General features: G+C 69.1%; 16 protein-coding genes and 1 pseudogene. 7 read left to right on the top strand and 10 right to left on the bottom strand.

The genetic code is table 11. The annotated features are described in order from the left end of the window. Positions 1 to 2: 2 nt before the first annotated feature. Positions 3 to 1,205, top strand: coding sequence for a methionine adenosyltransferase (metK, locus tag PGN14_RS15225; RefSeq protein ID WP_335300427.1), 1,203 nt, complete (start codon positions 3 to 5; stop codon positions 1,203 to 1,205). A 113-nt stretch (positions 1,206 to 1,318) separates the two neighbouring features. Here metK and PGN14_RS15220 read toward each other — a convergent pair. From PGN14_RS15220 to PGN14_RS15210, 3 genes and pseudogenes are all read right to left on the bottom strand, one after another. Continuing rightward, positions 1,319 to 2,390, bottom strand: a pseudogene (locus PGN14_RS15220) (NAD(P)H-dependent flavin oxidoreductase). Then, positions 2,390 to 2,977, bottom strand: a complete 588-nt coding sequence (locus tag PGN14_RS15215; RefSeq protein ID WP_335300426.1) for a phosphatase PAP2 family protein — start codon at positions 2,975 to 2,977, stop codon at positions 2,390 to 2,392. Before PGN14_RS15215 ends, PGN14_RS15220 begins: the two are co-directional and overlap by 1 nt. A 99-nt stretch (positions 2,978 to 3,076) precedes the next feature. Further along, positions 3,077 to 3,862: a hypothetical protein gene (locus PGN14_RS15210; RefSeq protein WP_335300425.1), complete on the bottom strand. Its 786-nt coding sequence runs from the start codon at positions 3,860 to 3,862 to the stop codon at positions 3,077 to 3,079. A 58-nt stretch (positions 3,863 to 3,920) separates the two neighbouring features. Between PGN14_RS15210 and trmB the strand changes: the two genes are divergently transcribed. Then, positions 3,921 to 4,601 carry a tRNA (guanine(46)-N(7))-methyltransferase TrmB gene (gene trmB, locus PGN14_RS15205; RefSeq protein WP_335300424.1) on the top strand — a complete coding sequence of 227 codons (681 nt, stop codon included), beginning with the start codon at positions 3,921 to 3,923 and terminating at the stop codon, positions 4,599 to 4,601. Positions 4,602 to 4,948: 347 nt separating this feature from the next. Here trmB and metH read toward each other — a convergent pair whose 3' ends face one another. The 4 genes from metH to PGN14_RS15185 form a co-directional block, all read right to left on the bottom strand. Next, entirely contained in the window at positions 4,949 to 7,621 is a 2,673-nt protein-coding gene (gene metH / locus PGN14_RS15200; protein ID WP_335300453.1) for a methionine synthase, read from the bottom strand. A gap of 125 nt (positions 7,622 to 7,746) precedes the next feature. Continuing rightward, entirely contained in the window at positions 7,747 to 8,793 is a 1,047-nt protein-coding gene (locus PGN14_RS15195; RefSeq protein ID WP_335300423.1) for a homocysteine S-methyltransferase family protein, read from the bottom strand. Further along, positions 8,790 to 9,731: a methylenetetrahydrofolate reductase [NAD(P)H] gene (gene metF / locus PGN14_RS15190; protein ID WP_335300422.1), complete on the bottom strand. Its 942-nt coding sequence runs from the start codon at positions 9,729 to 9,731 to the stop codon at positions 8,790 to 8,792. The genes PGN14_RS15195 and metF overlap by 4 nt, the downstream gene beginning before the upstream one ends. Continuing rightward, a complete protein-coding gene (locus PGN14_RS15185; RefSeq protein WP_335300421.1) occupies positions 9,728 to 10,678 on the bottom strand; it encodes an ArsR/SmtB family transcription factor in 951 nt (316 codons plus the stop codon). The genes metF and PGN14_RS15185 overlap by 4 nt, the downstream gene beginning before the upstream one ends. Before the next feature lie 141 nt (positions 10,679 to 10,819). Here PGN14_RS15185 and PGN14_RS15180 point away from each other — a divergent pair, with 141 nt between their 5' ends. Genes PGN14_RS15180 through PGN14_RS15170 form a run of 3 tightly spaced genes read left to right on the top strand, consistent with a single transcriptional unit; the run spans position 10,820 to position 12,263 of the window. After that, entirely contained in the window at positions 10,820 to 11,116 is a 297-nt protein-coding gene (locus PGN14_RS15180; protein WP_335300420.1) for a hypothetical protein, read from the top strand. A 5-nt stretch (positions 11,117 to 11,121) separates the two neighbouring features. Continuing rightward, positions 11,122 to 11,316: a hypothetical protein gene (locus tag PGN14_RS15175; protein ID WP_335300419.1), complete on the top strand. Its 195-nt coding sequence runs from the start codon at positions 11,122 to 11,124 to the stop codon at positions 11,314 to 11,316. Then, the gene (locus PGN14_RS15170) at positions 11,313 to 12,263 is read left to right on the top strand and encodes an aldo/keto reductase (protein ID WP_335300418.1); all 951 of its coding nucleotides are present in this window, start codon (positions 11,313 to 11,315) and stop codon (positions 12,261 to 12,263) included. Before PGN14_RS15175 ends, PGN14_RS15170 begins: the two co-directional genes overlap by 4 nt. Position 12,264: 1 nt before the next feature. Here the strand turns inward: PGN14_RS15170 and PGN14_RS15165 are convergent, their stop codons facing one another. Next, positions 12,265 to 12,951: a DUF2490 domain-containing protein gene (locus tag PGN14_RS15165; RefSeq protein ID WP_335300417.1), complete on the bottom strand. Its 687-nt coding sequence runs from the start codon at positions 12,949 to 12,951 to the stop codon at positions 12,265 to 12,267. A 76-nt stretch (positions 12,952 to 13,027) separates the two neighbouring features. On the opposite strand from PGN14_RS15165, the gene PGN14_RS15160 reads away from it, so the two are divergent. After that, positions 13,028 to 13,702, top strand: a complete 675-nt coding sequence (locus PGN14_RS15160; RefSeq protein WP_335300416.1) for a hypothetical protein — start codon at positions 13,028 to 13,030, stop codon at positions 13,700 to 13,702. Positions 13,703 to 13,905: 203 nt separating this feature from the next. Here PGN14_RS15160 and PGN14_RS15155 read toward each other — a convergent pair whose 3' ends face one another. Beyond that, on the bottom strand, positions 13,906 to 14,562 hold the full coding sequence (locus tag PGN14_RS15155) for a DUF4893 domain-containing protein (RefSeq protein ID WP_335300415.1): 657 nt from the start codon (positions 14,560 to 14,562) through the stop codon (positions 13,906 to 13,908). Beyond that, positions 14,559 to 15,344 (bottom strand): 3-hydroxybutyrate dehydrogenase, encoded by a 786-nt coding sequence (locus PGN14_RS15150; RefSeq protein WP_335300414.1) that lies wholly within the window; start codon positions 15,342 to 15,344, stop codon positions 14,559 to 14,561. The genes PGN14_RS15155 and PGN14_RS15150 overlap by 4 nt, the downstream gene beginning before the upstream one ends. A 121-nt stretch (positions 15,345 to 15,465) precedes the next feature. On the opposite strand from PGN14_RS15150, the gene ypfJ reads away from it, so the two are divergent. Continuing rightward, the gene (gene ypfJ / locus PGN14_RS15145; RefSeq protein WP_335300413.1) at positions 15,466 to 16,383 is read left to right on the top strand and encodes a KPN_02809 family neutral zinc metallopeptidase; all 918 of its coding nucleotides are present in this window, start codon (positions 15,466 to 15,468) and stop codon (positions 16,381 to 16,383) included. Positions 16,384 to 16,494: the final 111 nt, after the last annotated feature.

Genomic DNA, 16,494 nt, shown 5'->3' with positions numbered 1-16,494 from the left:
CCATGCGTCAGTCGTTCATCTTCACCTCCGAGTCGGTGTCCGAAGGCCATCCCGACAAGGTCGCGGACCAGATTTCGGACGCGATCGTCGACCTGTTCCTGTCGAAGGACCCGGAGGCGCGCGTCGCGTGCGAGACGCTGACGACGACGCAGCTGGTGGTGCTGGCGGGCGAGATCCGTGGCAAGGGCATCATGGACACCGCCGGCAACTGGGCCGAGGGCGTCGAGGCCGAGATCGAGAAGACCGTCCGCGATACCGTCAAGCGCATCGGCTATGCGCAGTCGGGCTTCCACTGGGAAACCTTCCGCTTCGAGAACAACCTGCACCCGCAATCGGCGCATATCGCGATGGGCGTGGACGAGAGCGGCAACAAGGATGAGGGCGCCGGCGACCAGGGCATCATGTTCGGTTACGCGACCGACGAGACGCCCGGCCTGATGCCTGCCACGCTGTATTACAGCCACAAGATCCTGGAGCGCATGGCGGCCGACCGCCATTCCGGCGCAGCGCCGTTCCTGGAGCCGGACGCCAAGAGCCAGGTGACGCTGCAATACGAGGGCGGCGTGCCGGTCAAGGCGACCGCGCTGGTCGTCTCCACCCAGCACAGCGCCGATCTGTCGAACGAGGCAGGTCAGGCGAAGCTGCGCGATTACGTCAAGGGCGTGTTCGCCGACGTGCTGCCGCAGGGCTGGCTGCCCGAAGAGAGCAAGATCTACGTCAATCCGACGGGTCTGTTCGAGATCGGCGGGCCGGACGGCGACGCGGGCGTGACGGGCCGCAAGATCATCGTCGACACCTATGGCGGTGCGGCGCCGCACGGCGGCGGCGCGTTCAGCGGCAAGGATCCGACCAAGGTCGATCGCTCCGCCGCCTATGTCGCGCGCTATCTGGCGAAGAACGTCGTCGCCGCGGGTCTGGCCAAGCGCTGCACGATCCAGCTGTCCTATGCGATCGGCATCGCCGAGCCGCTGTCGGTCTATGTCGACCTGCACGGCACCGGCAATGTCGAGGAAGCAAAGCTGGAGGCCGCGCTGCCCAAGCTGGTCCGCCTGACGCCGAAGGGCATCCGCGAGCATCTGAAGCTGAACGCGCCGATCTATTCGAAGACCGCCGCCTACGGCCATTTCGGCCGCGACGCGGAGGGCGCGCTGTTCACCTGGGAGAAGACCGACCTGGTCGACGCGCTGAAGGCGGCGGTGGCCTGAGGACGGCGGGACGGGGCGGCGCGAGTCGCCCCTCCCGATCACCATTTCGTCACCCCCGGCTTGACCCGGGGTCCCCCTTCCTTGCTACCGACGAAAAATAGCGGGACCCCGGGTCATGCCCGGGGTGACGCTCTCGCGCGCACCGCGCGCATCTCCGCCGCCAGCGTCTCCACCAGCGCCCGCGCCGGCATCGCCCGCGCCAGCGGGGCGCCCTGCCCCGCCCATTGCGCACCATATCCGCTCTCGCCGTGCGCCAGCGCCGCCGCGTGGAGCGCCTTCCCCACGTCATAGGCGCGCGGATAGTCGGGCACCGGTACCGCCAGCCGCGCGCCCAGCGCGGTGAACCGGTTCGCCAGCGCCCGCGCCGGGCGGCCGGAGATCGCGCGCGTCATCACCGTGCGATGCGCCCCCTCCCTGAACAGCGCGGCGCGATAGCCGGCATCCGCCGACGATTCCGGGCAGGCGATGAACGCGGTGCCAAGTTGCGCCGCCACCGCGCCCAGGTCGAGCGCCGCTGCGATCCCGGCACCGTCCATGATCCCGCCCGCCGCGATCATCGGCAGCGGCGTCTCGCGCACCAGCAATCGCACCAGCGTCATCGTGCCCAGCGCGGCATCCGGCGCATCAGGGTCGAACATGCCACGATGGCCGCCCGCCTCGATCCCCTGTGCGACGATCCCGTCGAGCCCGGCGGCGGCGATCGCGCGCGCCTCGGCCCGGTCGGTCGCGGTCGCCAGCATCGTCACGCCGCGCGCGCGCAACGCCGCGATCGCGGCCGCGGAGGGGGAGACCGAAGTGGAAGCTCACCACCGGTGGCGCCGCCTCCACCAGCATCGCCAGCATGGCCGGATCGTCGCCGAACCCGGTGTAGATCGTCCGCAGCGCGGGCGGCGGTGCCGCGCCGAACGCTTCGAACGACGGCCGCAACGCCGCGATCCACGCCGCCTCGCTTGCCGGATCGCTCCGCGGCGCGCGATGGACGAACACGTTGACGTTGAACGCGTGCGCGGTGATCGCCCGCACCGCGGCAATCATGCCGCGCGCGGTCGCGACATCGCTGGCGCCGATGCCGATCGACCCCAGCCCGCCCGCCTGCGAGACCGCCGCCGCCATCGCCGGGGTCGACACCCCGGCCATTGGCGCCTGCACGATCGGCAGCGCACACCCCAGCCGCTCCAGCAGCATCAGCTGGGGTGCGCCCCTGCCTCAACTTCTGCCTCGGCCTCGGCACGCACCTCCGCGCGCTTCTCGACATAGCGGTCGACCGTACCGATCGCCCAGCTCGCCAGCCGCTCCGACAGCCAGCCGATCGCCGCACCGGCGGCGACATCGGTCGCATGATGCGCGCCGCGCGGCACCTGCGCCGCGCCGGCCGCGCCCGCGGCGAGCTGCACCGGAACCGCGGCGGCGGGGACGTCATGCGCGACCGATCGCGCCACCGCCATCGCTCCTGCGGTATGTCCGGAAGGAAAGGCGTTGCGGTCGGTGTCGTCGGTGCCGCTGCCCTTGGCGAGATGCGCGCCGCGATCCTCCGCATTGGGGCGCGTGCGATCGACGCTGGCCTTCAGCACCGTCTTCATGCCGGTTGCGAGCAGATGGCTCGCCAGCATCCGCGCGCCGGTGCGCGTCATCGCCGGCTTGCGCAGCATCGTGCCCAGCGCCAGCGTTCCCACCGCCAGCGCCAGCAGCGGCGGCTCGTCGGTCGCCTTGGCAACGGGGGTCAGCAACGCCGCGACGATGCCATCGGCCGCCGGCGTCAACGCCTTCGTCACGCGATGTTCCTTCTCCGCGGCCCTGCGTGCCTTTTCCTTCTTCCTGCCCATCGCCGCCGCGTCTCCCTCATGATCGCGCCCCCAACGCGTGCGGGCCGCTCAAGGCTGCACCGCCGCGGTATAGGCGCCGAACCGCTCCGCCAGCACCAGCTTGCCCGCGTGCCACACCTGCACGCCGCCGCCCGCCTGTGTCGCGTCGGTCGAGGCAAGCACGCGATAGACATAGCCGCCGTTCTCGAACTGGTACACGCGCGTCCCGCCGCGCTGCGCGAACAGCCGCCCGTTATCGATCGTCAGCGACGCGCGGGTGTCGCGCCCGCCCCAGGGCTGCGACACCTCGGGCAGGTTCGAATCGTAATTATAGCTGCGATAGCGATAGCCGCGATTCTCGGTCCGCGTGATCTGGATCGAGCGCTTGGGCGTCACGCCCAGGACACGCGTCTGCGGCGCGAAGCGGCAGCTGCTGGTATCGTCGCCCAGCGCGATCGAGGTCACCGTGGGCGTGGTGGCGCCGGGTTCGACCACGCCGGGGTTCACCGCATGGACATTGCCCAGCGTGCGCCCGTTCGCATCGGTCAACGGATACCAGATCTGGCTCATCCCCGCCTCGCTGGCGCCGACGCGCACCTCCATCGTCCGCGTCGCCAGCCCCGGCTTGGCAAAGGCGGTCAGCGTCGCGGTGCGATCGCGCGCGGGCGCCGACAGCGTCAGCACGCGGTCGCGGTTCGTCGAATCGCAGACGAACACCACCGGCTGCCAGCCCTGCCCCGTGTTTTGCAGCGAGATCGACTGCGGCGCGGGCGCCTGCGCGCCTGCCGCCCCCGCCAGTATCGCCGCCCCCACCACCATCACCGACGCTGCCGCGCCGATCGTCCACCTTCGCATGACCTTCCCTCACGTCCTGCCGTTTCGTTTCCCGGGCAAAGTCGGTAGGCGGCGCTGCATGAACGATCCCACAACGATCCGCCGCCTCTACGGCCGGCGCCAGGGCCATGCGTTGCGCGCCGGGCAGGCCGCGCTGGTCGAGGAACTGCTGCCACGCCTTGCCGTGCCCGACGAGGGCGCGCTGACCGCCGCGCGCCTGTTCGGCGACGACCGCCCGATGCAGGTCGAGATCGGCTTCGGCGCGGGCGAGCATCTCGCCGCGCAGGCCGCGGCGGCGCCGGGCACCGGCTTCATCGGATGCGAGCCGTTCCTCAACGGCGTCGTCGGCGCATTGGGCCATGTCCGCGACGGCGCGCTGGAGAATGTCCGGCTGCACATGGGCGATGCGCTGGAGGTGGTGGAGCGGCTGCCCGATGCCTCGCTGGAGCGCGTCTATCTGCTGCACCCCGATCCCTGGCCCAAGGCGCGCCATGCCAAGCGCCGGATGATGAACCACGGCCCGCTCGACCTGATCGCACGCAAGCTGAAGCCGGGGGCGGAATTCCGGCTGGGCACCGACGATCCCACCTATTGCCGCTGGTCGATGATGGTGATGGACGCGCGCCGCGACTTCACCTGGCTGGCGGAGGGACCGCAGGATTTCCTCACCCGCCCCGCCGATTGGCCGGAAACCCGCTACGAACGCAAGGCGCGGCGGCAGGGGCATGAGGTGTGGTATTTCCGCTATCGGCGGGCCTGAACGGCCACGATCATCGACGCAGGCGATCACGCTGACGGACAATGATCGTTATTGCCGCAATCGTTTTCATGCGATACCTTTCCTCACAAAATAAGGGAGGGTCGCCATGACGAACATCTATTCGCTGCGTCGGCGGATCGGCATCTGGACGATATTGGGCGTCAGCGCATGGGGCGCGATGGCCGCGATGGGCGATGCGGCCTGGCTGATGCTGGGCTGACGGCCTCGCGGCAAAGATCGTCGCCCCGGCGAAGGCTGGGGCCTTGGTGTGGCGGGGGTGCGCCTACCATAAGGAGATCCCAGCTTTCGCTGGGATGACGCGTCCTTGTCAGGCCGTGAACACGCCCTCAGTCGAGGTTCGGTCGCAGCAGCCGGGTCGCGCGCTCGCAATCGACACCGCGGCGCGCGGCGTAATCGGCGACCTGGTCCTCGCCGATCCGCGCCACCCCGAAATATTCCGCCTGCGCATGCCCGAAATAGAAGCCGCTGACCGCCGCGGTCGGCAGCATCGCATAGCTTTCGGTCAGCGACAGGCCGGCATTCTCCTCCGCCGTCAGCAGGTCGAACAATGTGCGCTTCAGGCTGTGTTCCGGGCAGGCGGGATAGCCCGGCGCGGGGCGGATGCCGCGATATTGCTCGCGGATCAGCGCCTCGTTGGTCAGCTGCTCGTCGGGGGCATAGCCCCATAACGTCGTGCGGACATGCGCGTGGAGCGCCTCCGCGAACGCCTCCGCCAGACGGTCCGCCAGCGCCTTCAGCAGGATGTCGTTGTAATCGTCGTTGTCCGCCTTGTAGCGCGCCAGATGCGCGTCGATGCCGTGGATGCCGACCGCGAAGCCGCCGATCCAGTCGCCCGCCGGATCGATGAAGTCGGCGAGGCACATGTTCGCGCGCCCTTCCCGCTTCGCGATCTGCTGACGCAGGAACGGCAGGCGGGTGGAATGTTCGTTGCGACGGTCGAGGTCGGGCAGGTGCAATCCCTCCGGCACGCTGCCGCCGTCGGGCGTGCGCGTGTCGATGCTGTGCCGGTCATAGACCCAGATGTCGTCGTCGTGGCGGTGGCACGGCCACAGACCCGCGACGCCCCGCGCGGTCAGCCACTTCTCCGCGACGATGCGGTCGAGCATCGCCTGCGCATCGGCATAGAGCGACGACGCGCTCTCGCCGACCACCTCGTCGGTCAGGATCGCGGGGTAATTGCCCGCGAGTTCCCACGCGCGGAAGAACGGCGTCCAGTCGATGAACTCGCGCAGCTGCGCCAGATCCCAATCCTCGAAAACGTGGATGCCGGGCTGCGCCACCGCGGGCGCCTTCAGCGCCATGTCGGCGACGAAGCCGCGCTTGCGCGCCTCGTCGAGCGGCAGCAGCGCATTCTGCCCCTTGCCCTCGCGCGCATCGCGGACCGCCTGATATTCGGCCGCGACCGTCGCGACATAATCCGCCGCCTGCGTGTCCGACACCAAAGTCGTCGCGACGCCCACCGCGCGGCTGGCGTCCAGCACATGCACCACCGGCCCCTTATAGGCCGGCGCGATGCGCAGCGCGGTATGCACCTTCGACGTCGTCGCGCCGCCGATCAGCAGCGGCATGCGCATGTCGGCGCGCTGCATCTCCTCCGCCACCGTCACCATCTCGTCCAGCGACGGGGTGATGAGGCCGCTGAGGCCGATCATGTCGGCGTCATTCTCGTTCGCCGCCTCCAGGATCTTCGACCAGGGCACCATCACGCCCAGGTCGACCACCTCGAACCCGTTGCACTGGAGCACCACGCCGACGATGTTCTTGCCGATATCGTGGACGTCGCCCTTCACGGTCGCCATCACGACGCGGCCCTTACCCTTCGCGCCCGGCTCCTTCGCCGCCTCGATGAAGGGCATCAGGTGCGCGACCGCCTTCTTCATGACACGCGCCGATTTCACCACCTGCGGCAGGAACATCTTGCCGCTGCCGAACAGATCGCCGACGACGTTCATCCCGTCCATCAGCGGCCCCTCGATGACCTCGATCGGGCGGGCATACATCTGGCGGCATTCCTCGGTATCCTCGACGACATGCGCGTCGATCCCCTTCACCAGCGCATGTTCCAGCCGCTTGGTCACGTCCCAGCCGCGCCATTCCTGCGCCGCTTTCTCCGCCACCGCATCGGTGCCGCGGAACGTCTCCGCCAGCGCGACCAGCCGCTCGCCCGCGTCGGGGTCGCGGTTGAGGATCACATCCTCGCACGCGTCGCGCAGCCTGGCGTCGATCGCGTCATAGACGTCGAGCTGGCCGGCGTTGACGATCGCCATGTCCATCCCCGCGGGGATGGCGTGGTAGAGGAAGACGGAGTGCATCGCGCGGCGCACCGGCTCGTTGCCGCGGAAGCTGAACGACAGGTTCGACAGCCCGCCCGAGATATGGACGTGCGGGCAGCGCGCCTTGATCTCGCGGCACGCCTCGATGAAGTCGACGCCGTAATTGTTGTGCTCCTCGATCCCCGTCGCCACCGCGAACACATTGGGGTCGAAGATGATGTCCTCGGGCGGGAAGCCTATCCCGGTCAGCAGCGTGTAGGCGCGTTCGCAGATCTCGACCTTGCGATCCTTCGTATCCGCCTGCCCGACCTCGTCGAACGCCATCACGACGACCGCGGCGCCATAGTTCATGCAAATGCGCGCATGGTGGAGGAATGGCTCCTCGCCTTCCTTCATGCTGATCGAATTGACGATCGGCTTGCCGGACACGCACTTCAGCCCGGCCTCGATCACGTCCCATTTGGAGCTGTCGATCATGAACGGCACGCGCGCGATGTCCGGCTCGGCCGCGATCAGCTTCAGGAAGGTGGTCATGGCGTGGTGCGCGTCGAGCAGACCCTCGTCCATGTTGATGTCGATGACCTGCGCGCCATTCTCCACCTGCTGGCGCGCGACCTCGACCGCGCGGGCATAGTCGCCCGCCATGATCATCTTCTTGAACGCCGCGGAGCCGGTGACGTTCGTGCGCTCGCCGACATTGACGAAATTGGTGGAGGAGGTGGTCATTGTCTTCTTCATCTTAGCCCTCTCCCCTGCGGGGAGAGGGTTGGGTGAGGGGCCGCCGCGGGCGGTATCGTGTGGGGCGCCCCCCACCCAACCCTCCCCCCGACGGGGGGAGGGCTAACACACGGTCACGCCGCCATCGTGAACGGCTCCAGCCCGGCGAGCCGGGTGCGCACCGCCGGCACCGGCACCGCGCGCGGGGCGACGCCCTTCACCGCGTCCGCAATCGCCTTGATATGCGCGGGCGTCGAGCCGCAGCAGCCGCCCAGCACGTTGACCTGCCCGGCGCGCGCCCATTCCATCACCAGCCCCGCGGTGGTCGCGGGCGCCTCGTCATAGGCACCCAGTTCGTTGGGCAGCCCGGCATTGGGATAGACCATGATGAGCGTGTCGCAGATCTCGCTCAGCGTCTTGACGTGCGGGCGCAGCTGTTCCGCCCCGAACGAGCAATTCAGCCCGATCGTCAGCGGCTTGGCATGGCGCACCGCATGCCAGAACGCCTCGACCGTATGCCCCGACAGGTTGCGCCCGGACAGATCGGTCAGCGTCATCGACAGCATGATCGGCAGGTCGCGGCCCAACGCCTGCCCCGCCTCGATCGCGGCCATGATCCCGGCCTTCGCGTTGAGCGTGTCGAACACCGTCTCGATCAGGACGAAATCGATACCGCCCTCGACCAGCGCATCGATCTGCTCGCGATACACCTGCTTCAGATGATCGAAGTCGATCTCGCGATAGCCGGGATCGTTGACGTCCGGGCTGAGCGACAGCGTCTTGTTGGTCGGCCCGATCGCGCCGGCGACGAAGCGCGGACGCCCGTCCCTCGCGGCGAACTCGTCCGCGATGCGCCGTGCGAGCCGCGCGCTTTCGACGTTGATCTCGCGCACCAGATGTTCCGCGCCGTAATCCGCCTGGCTGATGCGGTTGGCGGAGAAGGTGTTGGTCTCCGCGATATCCGCCCCCGCCTCGAAATAGGCGCGGTGGATCGATTCCGGCACCTCGGGCTTGGTCAGCGCGAGGATGTCGTTGTTGCCCTTCTGGTCGTGGGACAGCCCCAACGTCCCGGCGTAATCGGCCTCCGACAGCTTCCAGTTCTGGATCTCGGTCCCGAACGCGCCGTCGGTGATGAGGACGCGCTTCGCGGCCTCGGCATTAAAACTCTCGCGCACGTTCATGCCGCGGCCCTTTCCTTCGCCGGCTGCGCACGCACGCCCAGCAGGTGGCAGATGGCGAAGCTCAGCTCCGCCTTGTTCATGGTGTAGAAGTGGAGCTGCTTCACCCCGCCCGCATACAGCTTGCGGCACAATTCGGCGGCGACGGTGGCGGCGACCAGCTGGCGCGCGGCGGGCTGGTCGTCCAGCCCCTCGAACAGCCGCACCAGCCATCCGGGGACGTCGGTGCCGCACATCGCCGACATCTTCTGCACGCCGGCGAAGCTGCCGATCGGCATGATGCCCGGCACGATCTCCGCATCGATTCCCGCCGCGGCGGCGGCATCGCGGTAGCGGAAGAAGGTGTCGGGTTCGAAGAAGAATTGCGTGATCGCGCGATGCGCGCCGGCATCCAGCTTGCGCTTCAGATTGTCGAGGTCGGCGGCCTGATCGACCGACGACGGATGCGCCTCGGGATAGCCCGCGACCGAAATCTCGAACGGATGCAGCCGCTTCAGCCCCGCGACCAGCGCGGCGGCATTCTCATAGCCGCCCGGATGCGGTTCGTAATGCGACGCGCCCGCGGGCGGATCGCCGCGCAGTGCGACGATATGACGCACCCCCGCCGCCCAATAGGCGCGCGCGATGTCGTCGATCTCCTCGCGCGTCGCCTCGACACAGGTCAGATGCGCGGCGGCCGGCACCGCCGTCTCGCGCGCGATCCGCGCCACGGTGGCGTGGGTGCGGTCGCGCGTCGACCCGCCGGCGCCATAGGTGACCGACAGGAAGCGCGGCTGGAGCGGGCACAGGGCCTCGATCGACTGCCACAGATTGACCTCGGCCTTGTCGGTCTTGGGCGGCGAGAATTCGAAGCTGACCGCGACATCGCCGCCGACGTCGGCATAGAGCGGCGCCTCCAGTGCGCGGCGTGCCTCCTCCAGCTGGTTGACCGAGAACGTCATGCCGCCTTCACCTCCCGCACCAGCTCGCCGGCTTTCCGCCCGAGCCACAATTTCACCGTCAGTTCCCCGCCCTCCAGCGTCTCGATCCGCGCGGGGACCAGCCCCGCCGCCGCGAACCAGCCCTCGATCTGCGCATCGGAAAAGCCCAGCCGCGTATGCGCGTCGCGCGCGCGCAGCTCCTCGCGGTCATGCGCCGCGAAATCCGCGATCAGCAACCGCCCGCCGCCGGCCAATACCCGCGCCGCCTCGGCGATCGCGGCGCCCGGCTGCTGCGCGAAATGCAGGACGTGGTGCAGGATCGCGACATCGGCCGCGGCATCGGACAGCGGCAGCGCGTACAGGTCCGCCTGGCGCAGCTCCGCATTGCCCAGCCCGCGCTCGCCCACCCGCGCGCGCGCCAGCCGCAGCATCTCGCTGCTCTTGTCGATCCCCAGCGCGTGGCTGGCACGCGGCGCGAACAATTCGATCATGCGCCCGGTGCCCGTACCGATATCGATCAGCCGCCCCAGCGGCGCCGCCCCCAGCACGTCGAACATCGCCGCCTCGACCTGTTCCTCCGCGACATGGAGCGAGCGGATCGCGTCCCACTCCCCTGCATGCGTCTGGAACCAGGCCGCCGCCGCCGCGGCGCGATCGGCACGCACCGCCTCCAGCCGCGCGATGTCCGCCTGCGCCTCCACATCCGCGCCCCAGGCGGACAGCGCGGCGATGACCGGCGCCACCAGCGCCTCCGTGCCCAGCGCGACGAACACCCAGCTGCCTTCCTTGCGCCGCTCCGCGAGGCCGGCGTCGCACAGGATCTTGATATGGCGCGACACGCGCGGCTGGCTTTGCCCCAGCACCTGCGCCAGTTCGCCGACCGACAGCTCCATCGACGCGAGCAGCGCGACGATGCGCAGGCGGGTTTCGTCCGCCAAGGCGCGAAAGATGTCGAGCGCGAGCTTCATGCGACGAGATATAAAGATATCTTTATATGGGGTCAAATGCGATCGTCACGGACCCTTTCGCCGGGGTCTGGCGTTCGCAGCGCGGCTCCGGCAGTTTTGCCGGCGTAACGATCACGCCAATCGATTTTGGGGAGAGCCATCATGAAGCGCCTGACCATCACCGTCCTGACCGCCGCCGCCGCCATCTCGCTGGCCGCCTGCAGCGAGAAGGCGCAGAACGAGTCGGCGGAGGCCGCCAATGCCGTCGCCGCGGACACCAGCGCCACCACCCGCAACGCGGTGAACGATGTCGACGCCGCCACCGACCAGGCGCTCAACTCCGCCGAGACGACGCTGGACCGCACCGGCGCGAAGCTGGAGAACGCAGGCGACGCCGCCGCCGATGCGACCGGCAATGCGATGGTGCGCGCCGGCAACGACCTGCGCGACAAGAACTGATCGTGATGCGGCGCCTGCCCCGATCCGTCGCGGCGGCGCCGCTGTTCCTGCTCCTCGCCGCCTGTTCGGGCGGCGAGGATGCCACGCCCGGGCTGACGGCGGATCAGGACCGGCAGCTCAACGAGGCCGCGGAGATGCTCGACGCCAACAGCGTGGCGCTGGAGCAGGTCAGCGGCCCTGCGACGGAGAATGCGTCATGACCGATCTGCGACGGCTCGGCGCCTCCGACCTGAAGATCGCGCCGCTGATGCTGGGCGGCAATGTGTTCGGCTGGACCGCGGATCGCGACGCCAGCTTCGCGGTGCTCGACGCCTTCGTCGATGGCGGCGGCACGATGATCGACACCGCCGACGTATATTCCGCCTGGGTGCCGGGCCATGCCGGCGGCGAATCCGAACGCATGATCGGCGAATGGCTGCGCGCCGGCGGCCGACGCGACCGCGTGCTGATCGCGACCAAGGTCGGGATGCTGCCCGGCGAGGGCGGCGAGAAGCTGGCCCCGGCGCGGATCGTCGCGGCGTGCGACGCCTCGCTCCAGCGCTTGGGCACCGACCGCATCGACCTCTATTTCGCGCATCAGGACGACGAGGCGCCATCGCAGGAGGCGGTGGCCGAGGCGTTCGCCAACCTCGTGCAGGCGGGCAAGGTGCGCGTACTGGGCGCGTCCAACTTCCACGCGGCGCGACTGAAATCCGCGGTCGACACCGCCCGCGCCGCCGGCCTGCCGCATTATCAGGTGCTCCAGCCCGAATATAATCTGGTCAGCCGCCACAAGTTCGAGGGCGAGTTGCAGGATTATTGCGTCACCGCCAATATCGGCGTCGTCCCCTATTACGGGCTCGCCTCCGGTTTCCTGACCGGCAAGTACCGGTCGGCGGACGATCTGGGGAAGAGCGTGCGCGGCGGCCGGATGCGCGAGGTGCTGGAGGGCAAGGGCGCGGCCGTCCTCGCCGCGCTGGACGCGGTCGCGGACGAGACGGGCGCGACGCCGGCGCAGGTGGCGCTGGCCTGGCTGATCGCGCAGCCCGGTGTCACCGCGCCGATCGCCAGCGCCACCTCGGCCCGGCAGTTGGAGGAACTACTGCCGGCGATGACGCTGGCGCTGTCGGAGGATCAGCTCGCGCGCCTGACCCACGCCGGCGCATAGGCTACAACCGCCAGAACACCGACAGCGAGATGTTGTGGTTCATCCGCGCATTGTTGCCGGGGCGATCGATGATCTGGTTGAGATAGCCCGCCTCGACCGTCGACGTGCCGCCGATCGGGATCTCCGCCCCGACGAAGGTGCGCACCTGATCGAACCCCGACCGCGGCCGCCAGTCGACGCTGTTGAACGCCCAGAACCCCTCGACCGAGGTCAGCGCGCGGACGCCGTCGTCGCGGCCGAGCGGATATTCGAATCGCACCATCTCGCGTGCGCGCAGCTGCATGTCGTGTCCGTCCGACCGCCAGCGCTGCTCGAACCGGGTCCGCGACGACAGCTCGCCGCGCGCAAGGCCGGGGATGACCCAGCTGACCTGCTGGAAGGTGCGATCCTCGCCGATGTCGGTGCCGCCGGACACCGGCATGACGACATGCGCATAGCCCTGATACAGCGTCAGTCCGCGCGCCACCTTATAGCCGACCGCGCCGCGCAGGATGACCTGGTCGACCCGTCCCAGATCGTCCTGAAGGCGCGGCTGCACCTCCGCGAACCACGCGCCCGCGCCGTTCTTGCCCCAATGGCCCTGCACGGTCACGTTGAGCCAGCCGCCCAGATCGTGCTCGGTCTCGGCCGCTGCGGGGGTGGCGGCGAGCAACGTGGCGATGACGGTTATGTGACGGATCGATGACATGCGGCGCCCATGCCGTGTCCGCGCGCCCTTGTCATGCCCCGTTGCACCCGAAACGCGCTTGTCGGACAGATCGGGGATGGTCGAATCGCGTTCCCGCTCCGTCTGGCATCCCCGTTTCGCGGCGCTGGTCGCGGCCTTGTTGCTGGCCGTATCGGCATGGCCGGCGCAGGCAGCGGTCACGATCACCTTCTGGAGCCGCGATTTCGGCGGCAATTATTTCCCGCACGCCTTCTTCACGCTGCGCGGAACGCCCGATGCGGGGGGCGCCGCGGTCGACGCCAGCTATGGCTTCACCGCCAAATCGGTGTCGCCAGCACTTCTGTTCGGCAATGTCGCGGGCCGCGTCGAGCGCCCCAAGCACGGCTATATGGAGGGCAGCCGTGCGCGCTTCTCGCGCACCATCACCGATGCGCAATATGCCGCGGTGCTCGACCTGATCCGCGGCTGGGACGAGAAGACGGGTGACGCGACCTATAATCTGGGCAAGCGCAACTGCGTCACCTTCGTGCGCGAGGCGGCGCGGCGCATCGGCGTGACGCAGGTCGACTTTCCGAAGCTGATGAAGAAGCCCAGCAGCTATCTGCGCGCGGTCTATGCGGCCAATCCCGGGCAGCTGGTGTCGGTGGAGCAGACCGGCAAGCAGTGGTTCGCCGCCAACCCGCCGATCGCAAGCATCGCGCCGATCGACGCGCCGGTATCGACCCCGGGGACGATGCCGGGGAAGAAGGAAAAGGCGCCGGTGGACGAGTGATCGGTGGATCGGCCAGCGTCACCCCGGGCGTGACCGACCTCCGCGAAACTCTTCCTGTTCCCCGGCGAAGGCCGGGATCCAGTTGCGACCGGCTCGTAAGATGCTGGAACCGGTCGTTACTGGACCCCGGCCTTCGCCGGGGAACAGGAGATTTAAGCGTTCGCAGAGGTGTCGGGCTGAATCCGGCATGACACAGAATGGCGTCACCCCGCGGGCACCAGTTCGATGATCGTCAGCAACGACTCGAACGCGGGCTGCGGCATCGCGATCCGCCACTGCGCGGGGCCGGTGCGCGTGGTCCAGCCCGCCAGATCGCGGTCCGCATCGCGGCCATAGGGGATCGCGCGCGTCTCGTCCGCCAGCATCAGCGTGCCCAGGAACACCGCGCGGCGCAGATCGTCGCGATAGAAGACGCCGACATGCCGCTGCGACCCGGTGAGCTTGACCAGTTGCGCCTCGCCCTCCGCCGATGCGCCGATGCGGCAGTCGAACCATGGATAGGCGAGATAATCCGGCATCCCCGCGCTCTTCGCCCCCAGCTTGAACACGCGACAGCGATAGCGGCCGGGCGGCGGCACCGGCCGGTCGAGCGCGACGTCGGGCTGGAGCACCGCGCCCGCCGCCACCACTTCCGCCGGGGCCGCGGCGCGCGCACGCGCCAGCGCGGTCAGCCAGGTGTCGCGCCACCCGCGCAGCCGCAACCGGTCCGCCGCGGTCGCCACCTGTCGCCACGCGCTGGCGGCACTTGCCTCCGGCGGTGGCGGCGGGGGCATCGTCGCCATCCGGTTCGCGCCGCCGCCGCATCCGCCGACAAGCAGCGACAGCGTCGCGCCCGCCAGCGCCGCCCGCCTCGCGGTCACGCCGCGGTCCAGCCGCCGTCCGCCGACAGGTTCGCGCCGGTGATCGCCTTCGCCTCGTCGCGGCACAGGAACAGCGCGAAGGCCGCGACCTGCTCGGGCGTGACGAACGCCTTGGTCGGCTGTGCCGCCAGCAGCACGTCGTTCATCACCTGCTCGCGCGTCATCCCGCGCGCCGCCATCGTATCGGGGATCTGGCGTTCGACCAGCGGGGTCCAGACATAGCCGGGCGAAATACAGTTGACCGTGATGCCGTCGGTGGCGGTTTCCAGCGCCACCGCCTTCGACAGCCCGACCAGCCCGTGCTTGGCCGCGACATAGGCCGATTTGTTGGGGCTGGCGACCAGGCTGTGCGCCGACGCGGTCGAGATGATCCGCCCCCAGCCGTTCGCGCGCATATGCGGCACCGCGGCACGCATGACATGGAACGCGCTGGTCAGGTTGATCGCGACGATCGCATCCCACTTCTCCGGCGGGAAATCGGCGATGCCACAGACGAACTGGATGCCGGCATTGTTGACCACGATGTCGGGACCGCCCCAGGCATCATGCGCGCGCGCGATCATCGCCGCGATCTGATCCGGCATCGTCATGTCGGCGGCGTCGTACAGCGCCTCGCCCCCGCTCGCCGCGGCCACCTCGGCCCGCGTGCGTTCGATCGCGTCCGCCTCGCCGAAGCCGTTGAGCATCACGTTCGCGCCCTCCGCGGCCAGCGCCCGCGCGATCGCCAGACCGATGCCCGAGGTCGATCCCGTCACCACCGCGCTCTTGCCCTTCAGGAACATCTGCCATCCTCTGTTCGCCCGTCCGACCCATGTCATCGGCCGCCCGCCCGTGTGTTGCAACCCGGGCACCGTCACGGGCATTCATACCGCAACGACAACGATCGATCAGGGGATACGGGCCATGCGCCTCGACGATTACGACCAGGACATCAATGTCGAGGATCAGCGCGGCGCCGCGGGCGGCGGGTTCGGCGGGGGTGGCGGCGGCGGGTTGCTGCTGGGGTTGCTGCCGATGATCGGCAGCCGCTTCGGCTGCGGCGGTATCGTCGTCGTGCTGCTGCTGCTCGCGGCGTTCGGCGGGCTGGGCAATCTGGGCGGGCTGCTCGGCGGCGGAGGCAGCGGCGTGCCCGCGACGCAGGTGTCGCGCCCCGCCGGCAATGGCGAGACGCTGGCGCAGAAATGCGATACGCAGGCGGCGCGTGCTGCATGCAACGCTTTCTCCTCCGCGCAGAATACGTGGGAGGCGCTGTTCGCGCGCTCCGGCCAGCGGTTCGTCGCGCCCAAGCTCGTCTTCTTCGGGCAGCAGGGCGGGCAGTCGGGATGCGGTGCGGCGATGTCGGCGATGGGGCCGTTCTATTGCCCCAGCGACCAGGGCATCTACCTCGACACCGGCTTCTTCGACGAACTGACCAACCGCTTCAAGGCGCCCGGCGATTTCGCGCAATACTATGTGATCGCGCACGAATTCGGCCATCATATCCAGCAGCTGACCGGCACGTCGGAGCAGGTGCAGCGCGAGCAGCAGCGCGTCGGCAAGACGGCGGGCAATGCGCTGTCGGTCCGGCTGGAGTTGCAGGCCGATTGCTATGCCGGCGTCTGGGCGGCGGCGAACCGCAACCGGCTGGAGCCGGGCGATGTCGAGGAAGGGATGCGCGCGGCGCAGGCGATCGGCGACGACACATTGCAACGCGAATCGCAAGGCCGCGTGGTGCCCGACAGCTTCACCCACGGCACCTCGGCGCAGCGTCAGGAATGGCTGCGGCGCGGGATGCAGAGCGGCGATCCTGCGGCATGCGATACCTTCTCCGGCGCAGTGTGAGGGCAAGGACGCCCGTTTGAAGTACGACCGTGCTCCTGCGCAGGCAGGAGCGCAGGGTTCGGCGCGGATCGTTTGCTTCTCAACCCGCTTCGGGTGGATCGGAGCACCACG

The organism is Sphingomonas adhaesiva (genome assembly GCF_036946305.1).
Lineage (GTDB): Bacteria > Pseudomonadota > Alphaproteobacteria > Sphingomonadales > Sphingomonadaceae > Sphingomonas > Sphingomonas adhaesiva_B.
Note: the sequence above shows the minus strand (reverse complement) of the source record. Positions and strands in the feature narration are given on the sequence as shown.

Coding starts and splice junctions, on each gene's coding strand:
- PGN14_RS15180 (WP_335300420.1), top strand. CDS start 10,820: ATGAAGCGCCTGACCATCACCGTCCTGACCGCCGCCGCCGCCATCTCG.
- PGN14_RS15165 (WP_335300417.1), bottom strand. CDS start 12,951: ATGTCATCGATCCGTCACATAACCGTCATCGCCACGTTGCTCGCCGCC.
- PGN14_RS15175 (WP_335300419.1), top strand. CDS start 11,122: ATGCGGCGCCTGCCCCGATCCGTCGCGGCGGCGCCGCTGTTCCTGCTC.
- trmB (WP_335300424.1), top strand. CDS start 3,921: ATGAACGATCCCACAACGATCCGCCGCCTCTACGGCCGGCGCCAGGGC.
- PGN14_RS15160 (WP_335300416.1), top strand. CDS start 13,028: ATGGTCGAATCGCGTTCCCGCTCCGTCTGGCATCCCCGTTTCGCGGCG.
- PGN14_RS15150 (WP_335300414.1), bottom strand. CDS start 15,344: ATGTTCCTGAAGGGCAAGAGCGCGGTGGTGACGGGATCGACCTCGGGC.
- metF (WP_335300422.1), bottom strand. CDS start 9,731: ATGACGTTCTCGGTCAACCAGCTGGAGGAGGCACGCCGCGCACTGGAG.
- PGN14_RS15210 (WP_335300425.1), bottom strand. CDS start 3,862: ATGCGAAGGTGGACGATCGGCGCGGCAGCGTCGGTGATGGTGGTGGGG.
- PGN14_RS15195 (WP_335300423.1), bottom strand. CDS start 8,793: ATGAACGTGCGCGAGAGTTTTAATGCCGAGGCCGCGAAGCGCGTCCTC.
- metH (WP_335300453.1), bottom strand. CDS start 7,621: ATGACCACCTCCTCCACCAATTTCGTCAATGTCGGCGAGCGCACGAAC.
- ypfJ (WP_335300413.1), top strand. CDS start 15,466: ATGCGCCTCGACGATTACGACCAGGACATCAATGTCGAGGATCAGCGC.
- PGN14_RS15170 (WP_335300418.1), top strand. CDS start 11,313: ATGACCGATCTGCGACGGCTCGGCGCCTCCGACCTGAAGATCGCGCCG.
- PGN14_RS15185 (WP_335300421.1), bottom strand. CDS start 10,678: ATGAAGCTCGCGCTCGACATCTTTCGCGCCTTGGCGGACGAAACCCGC.
- metK (WP_335300427.1), top strand. CDS start 3: ATGCGTCAGTCGTTCATCTTCACCTCCGAGTCGGTGTCCGAAGGCCAT.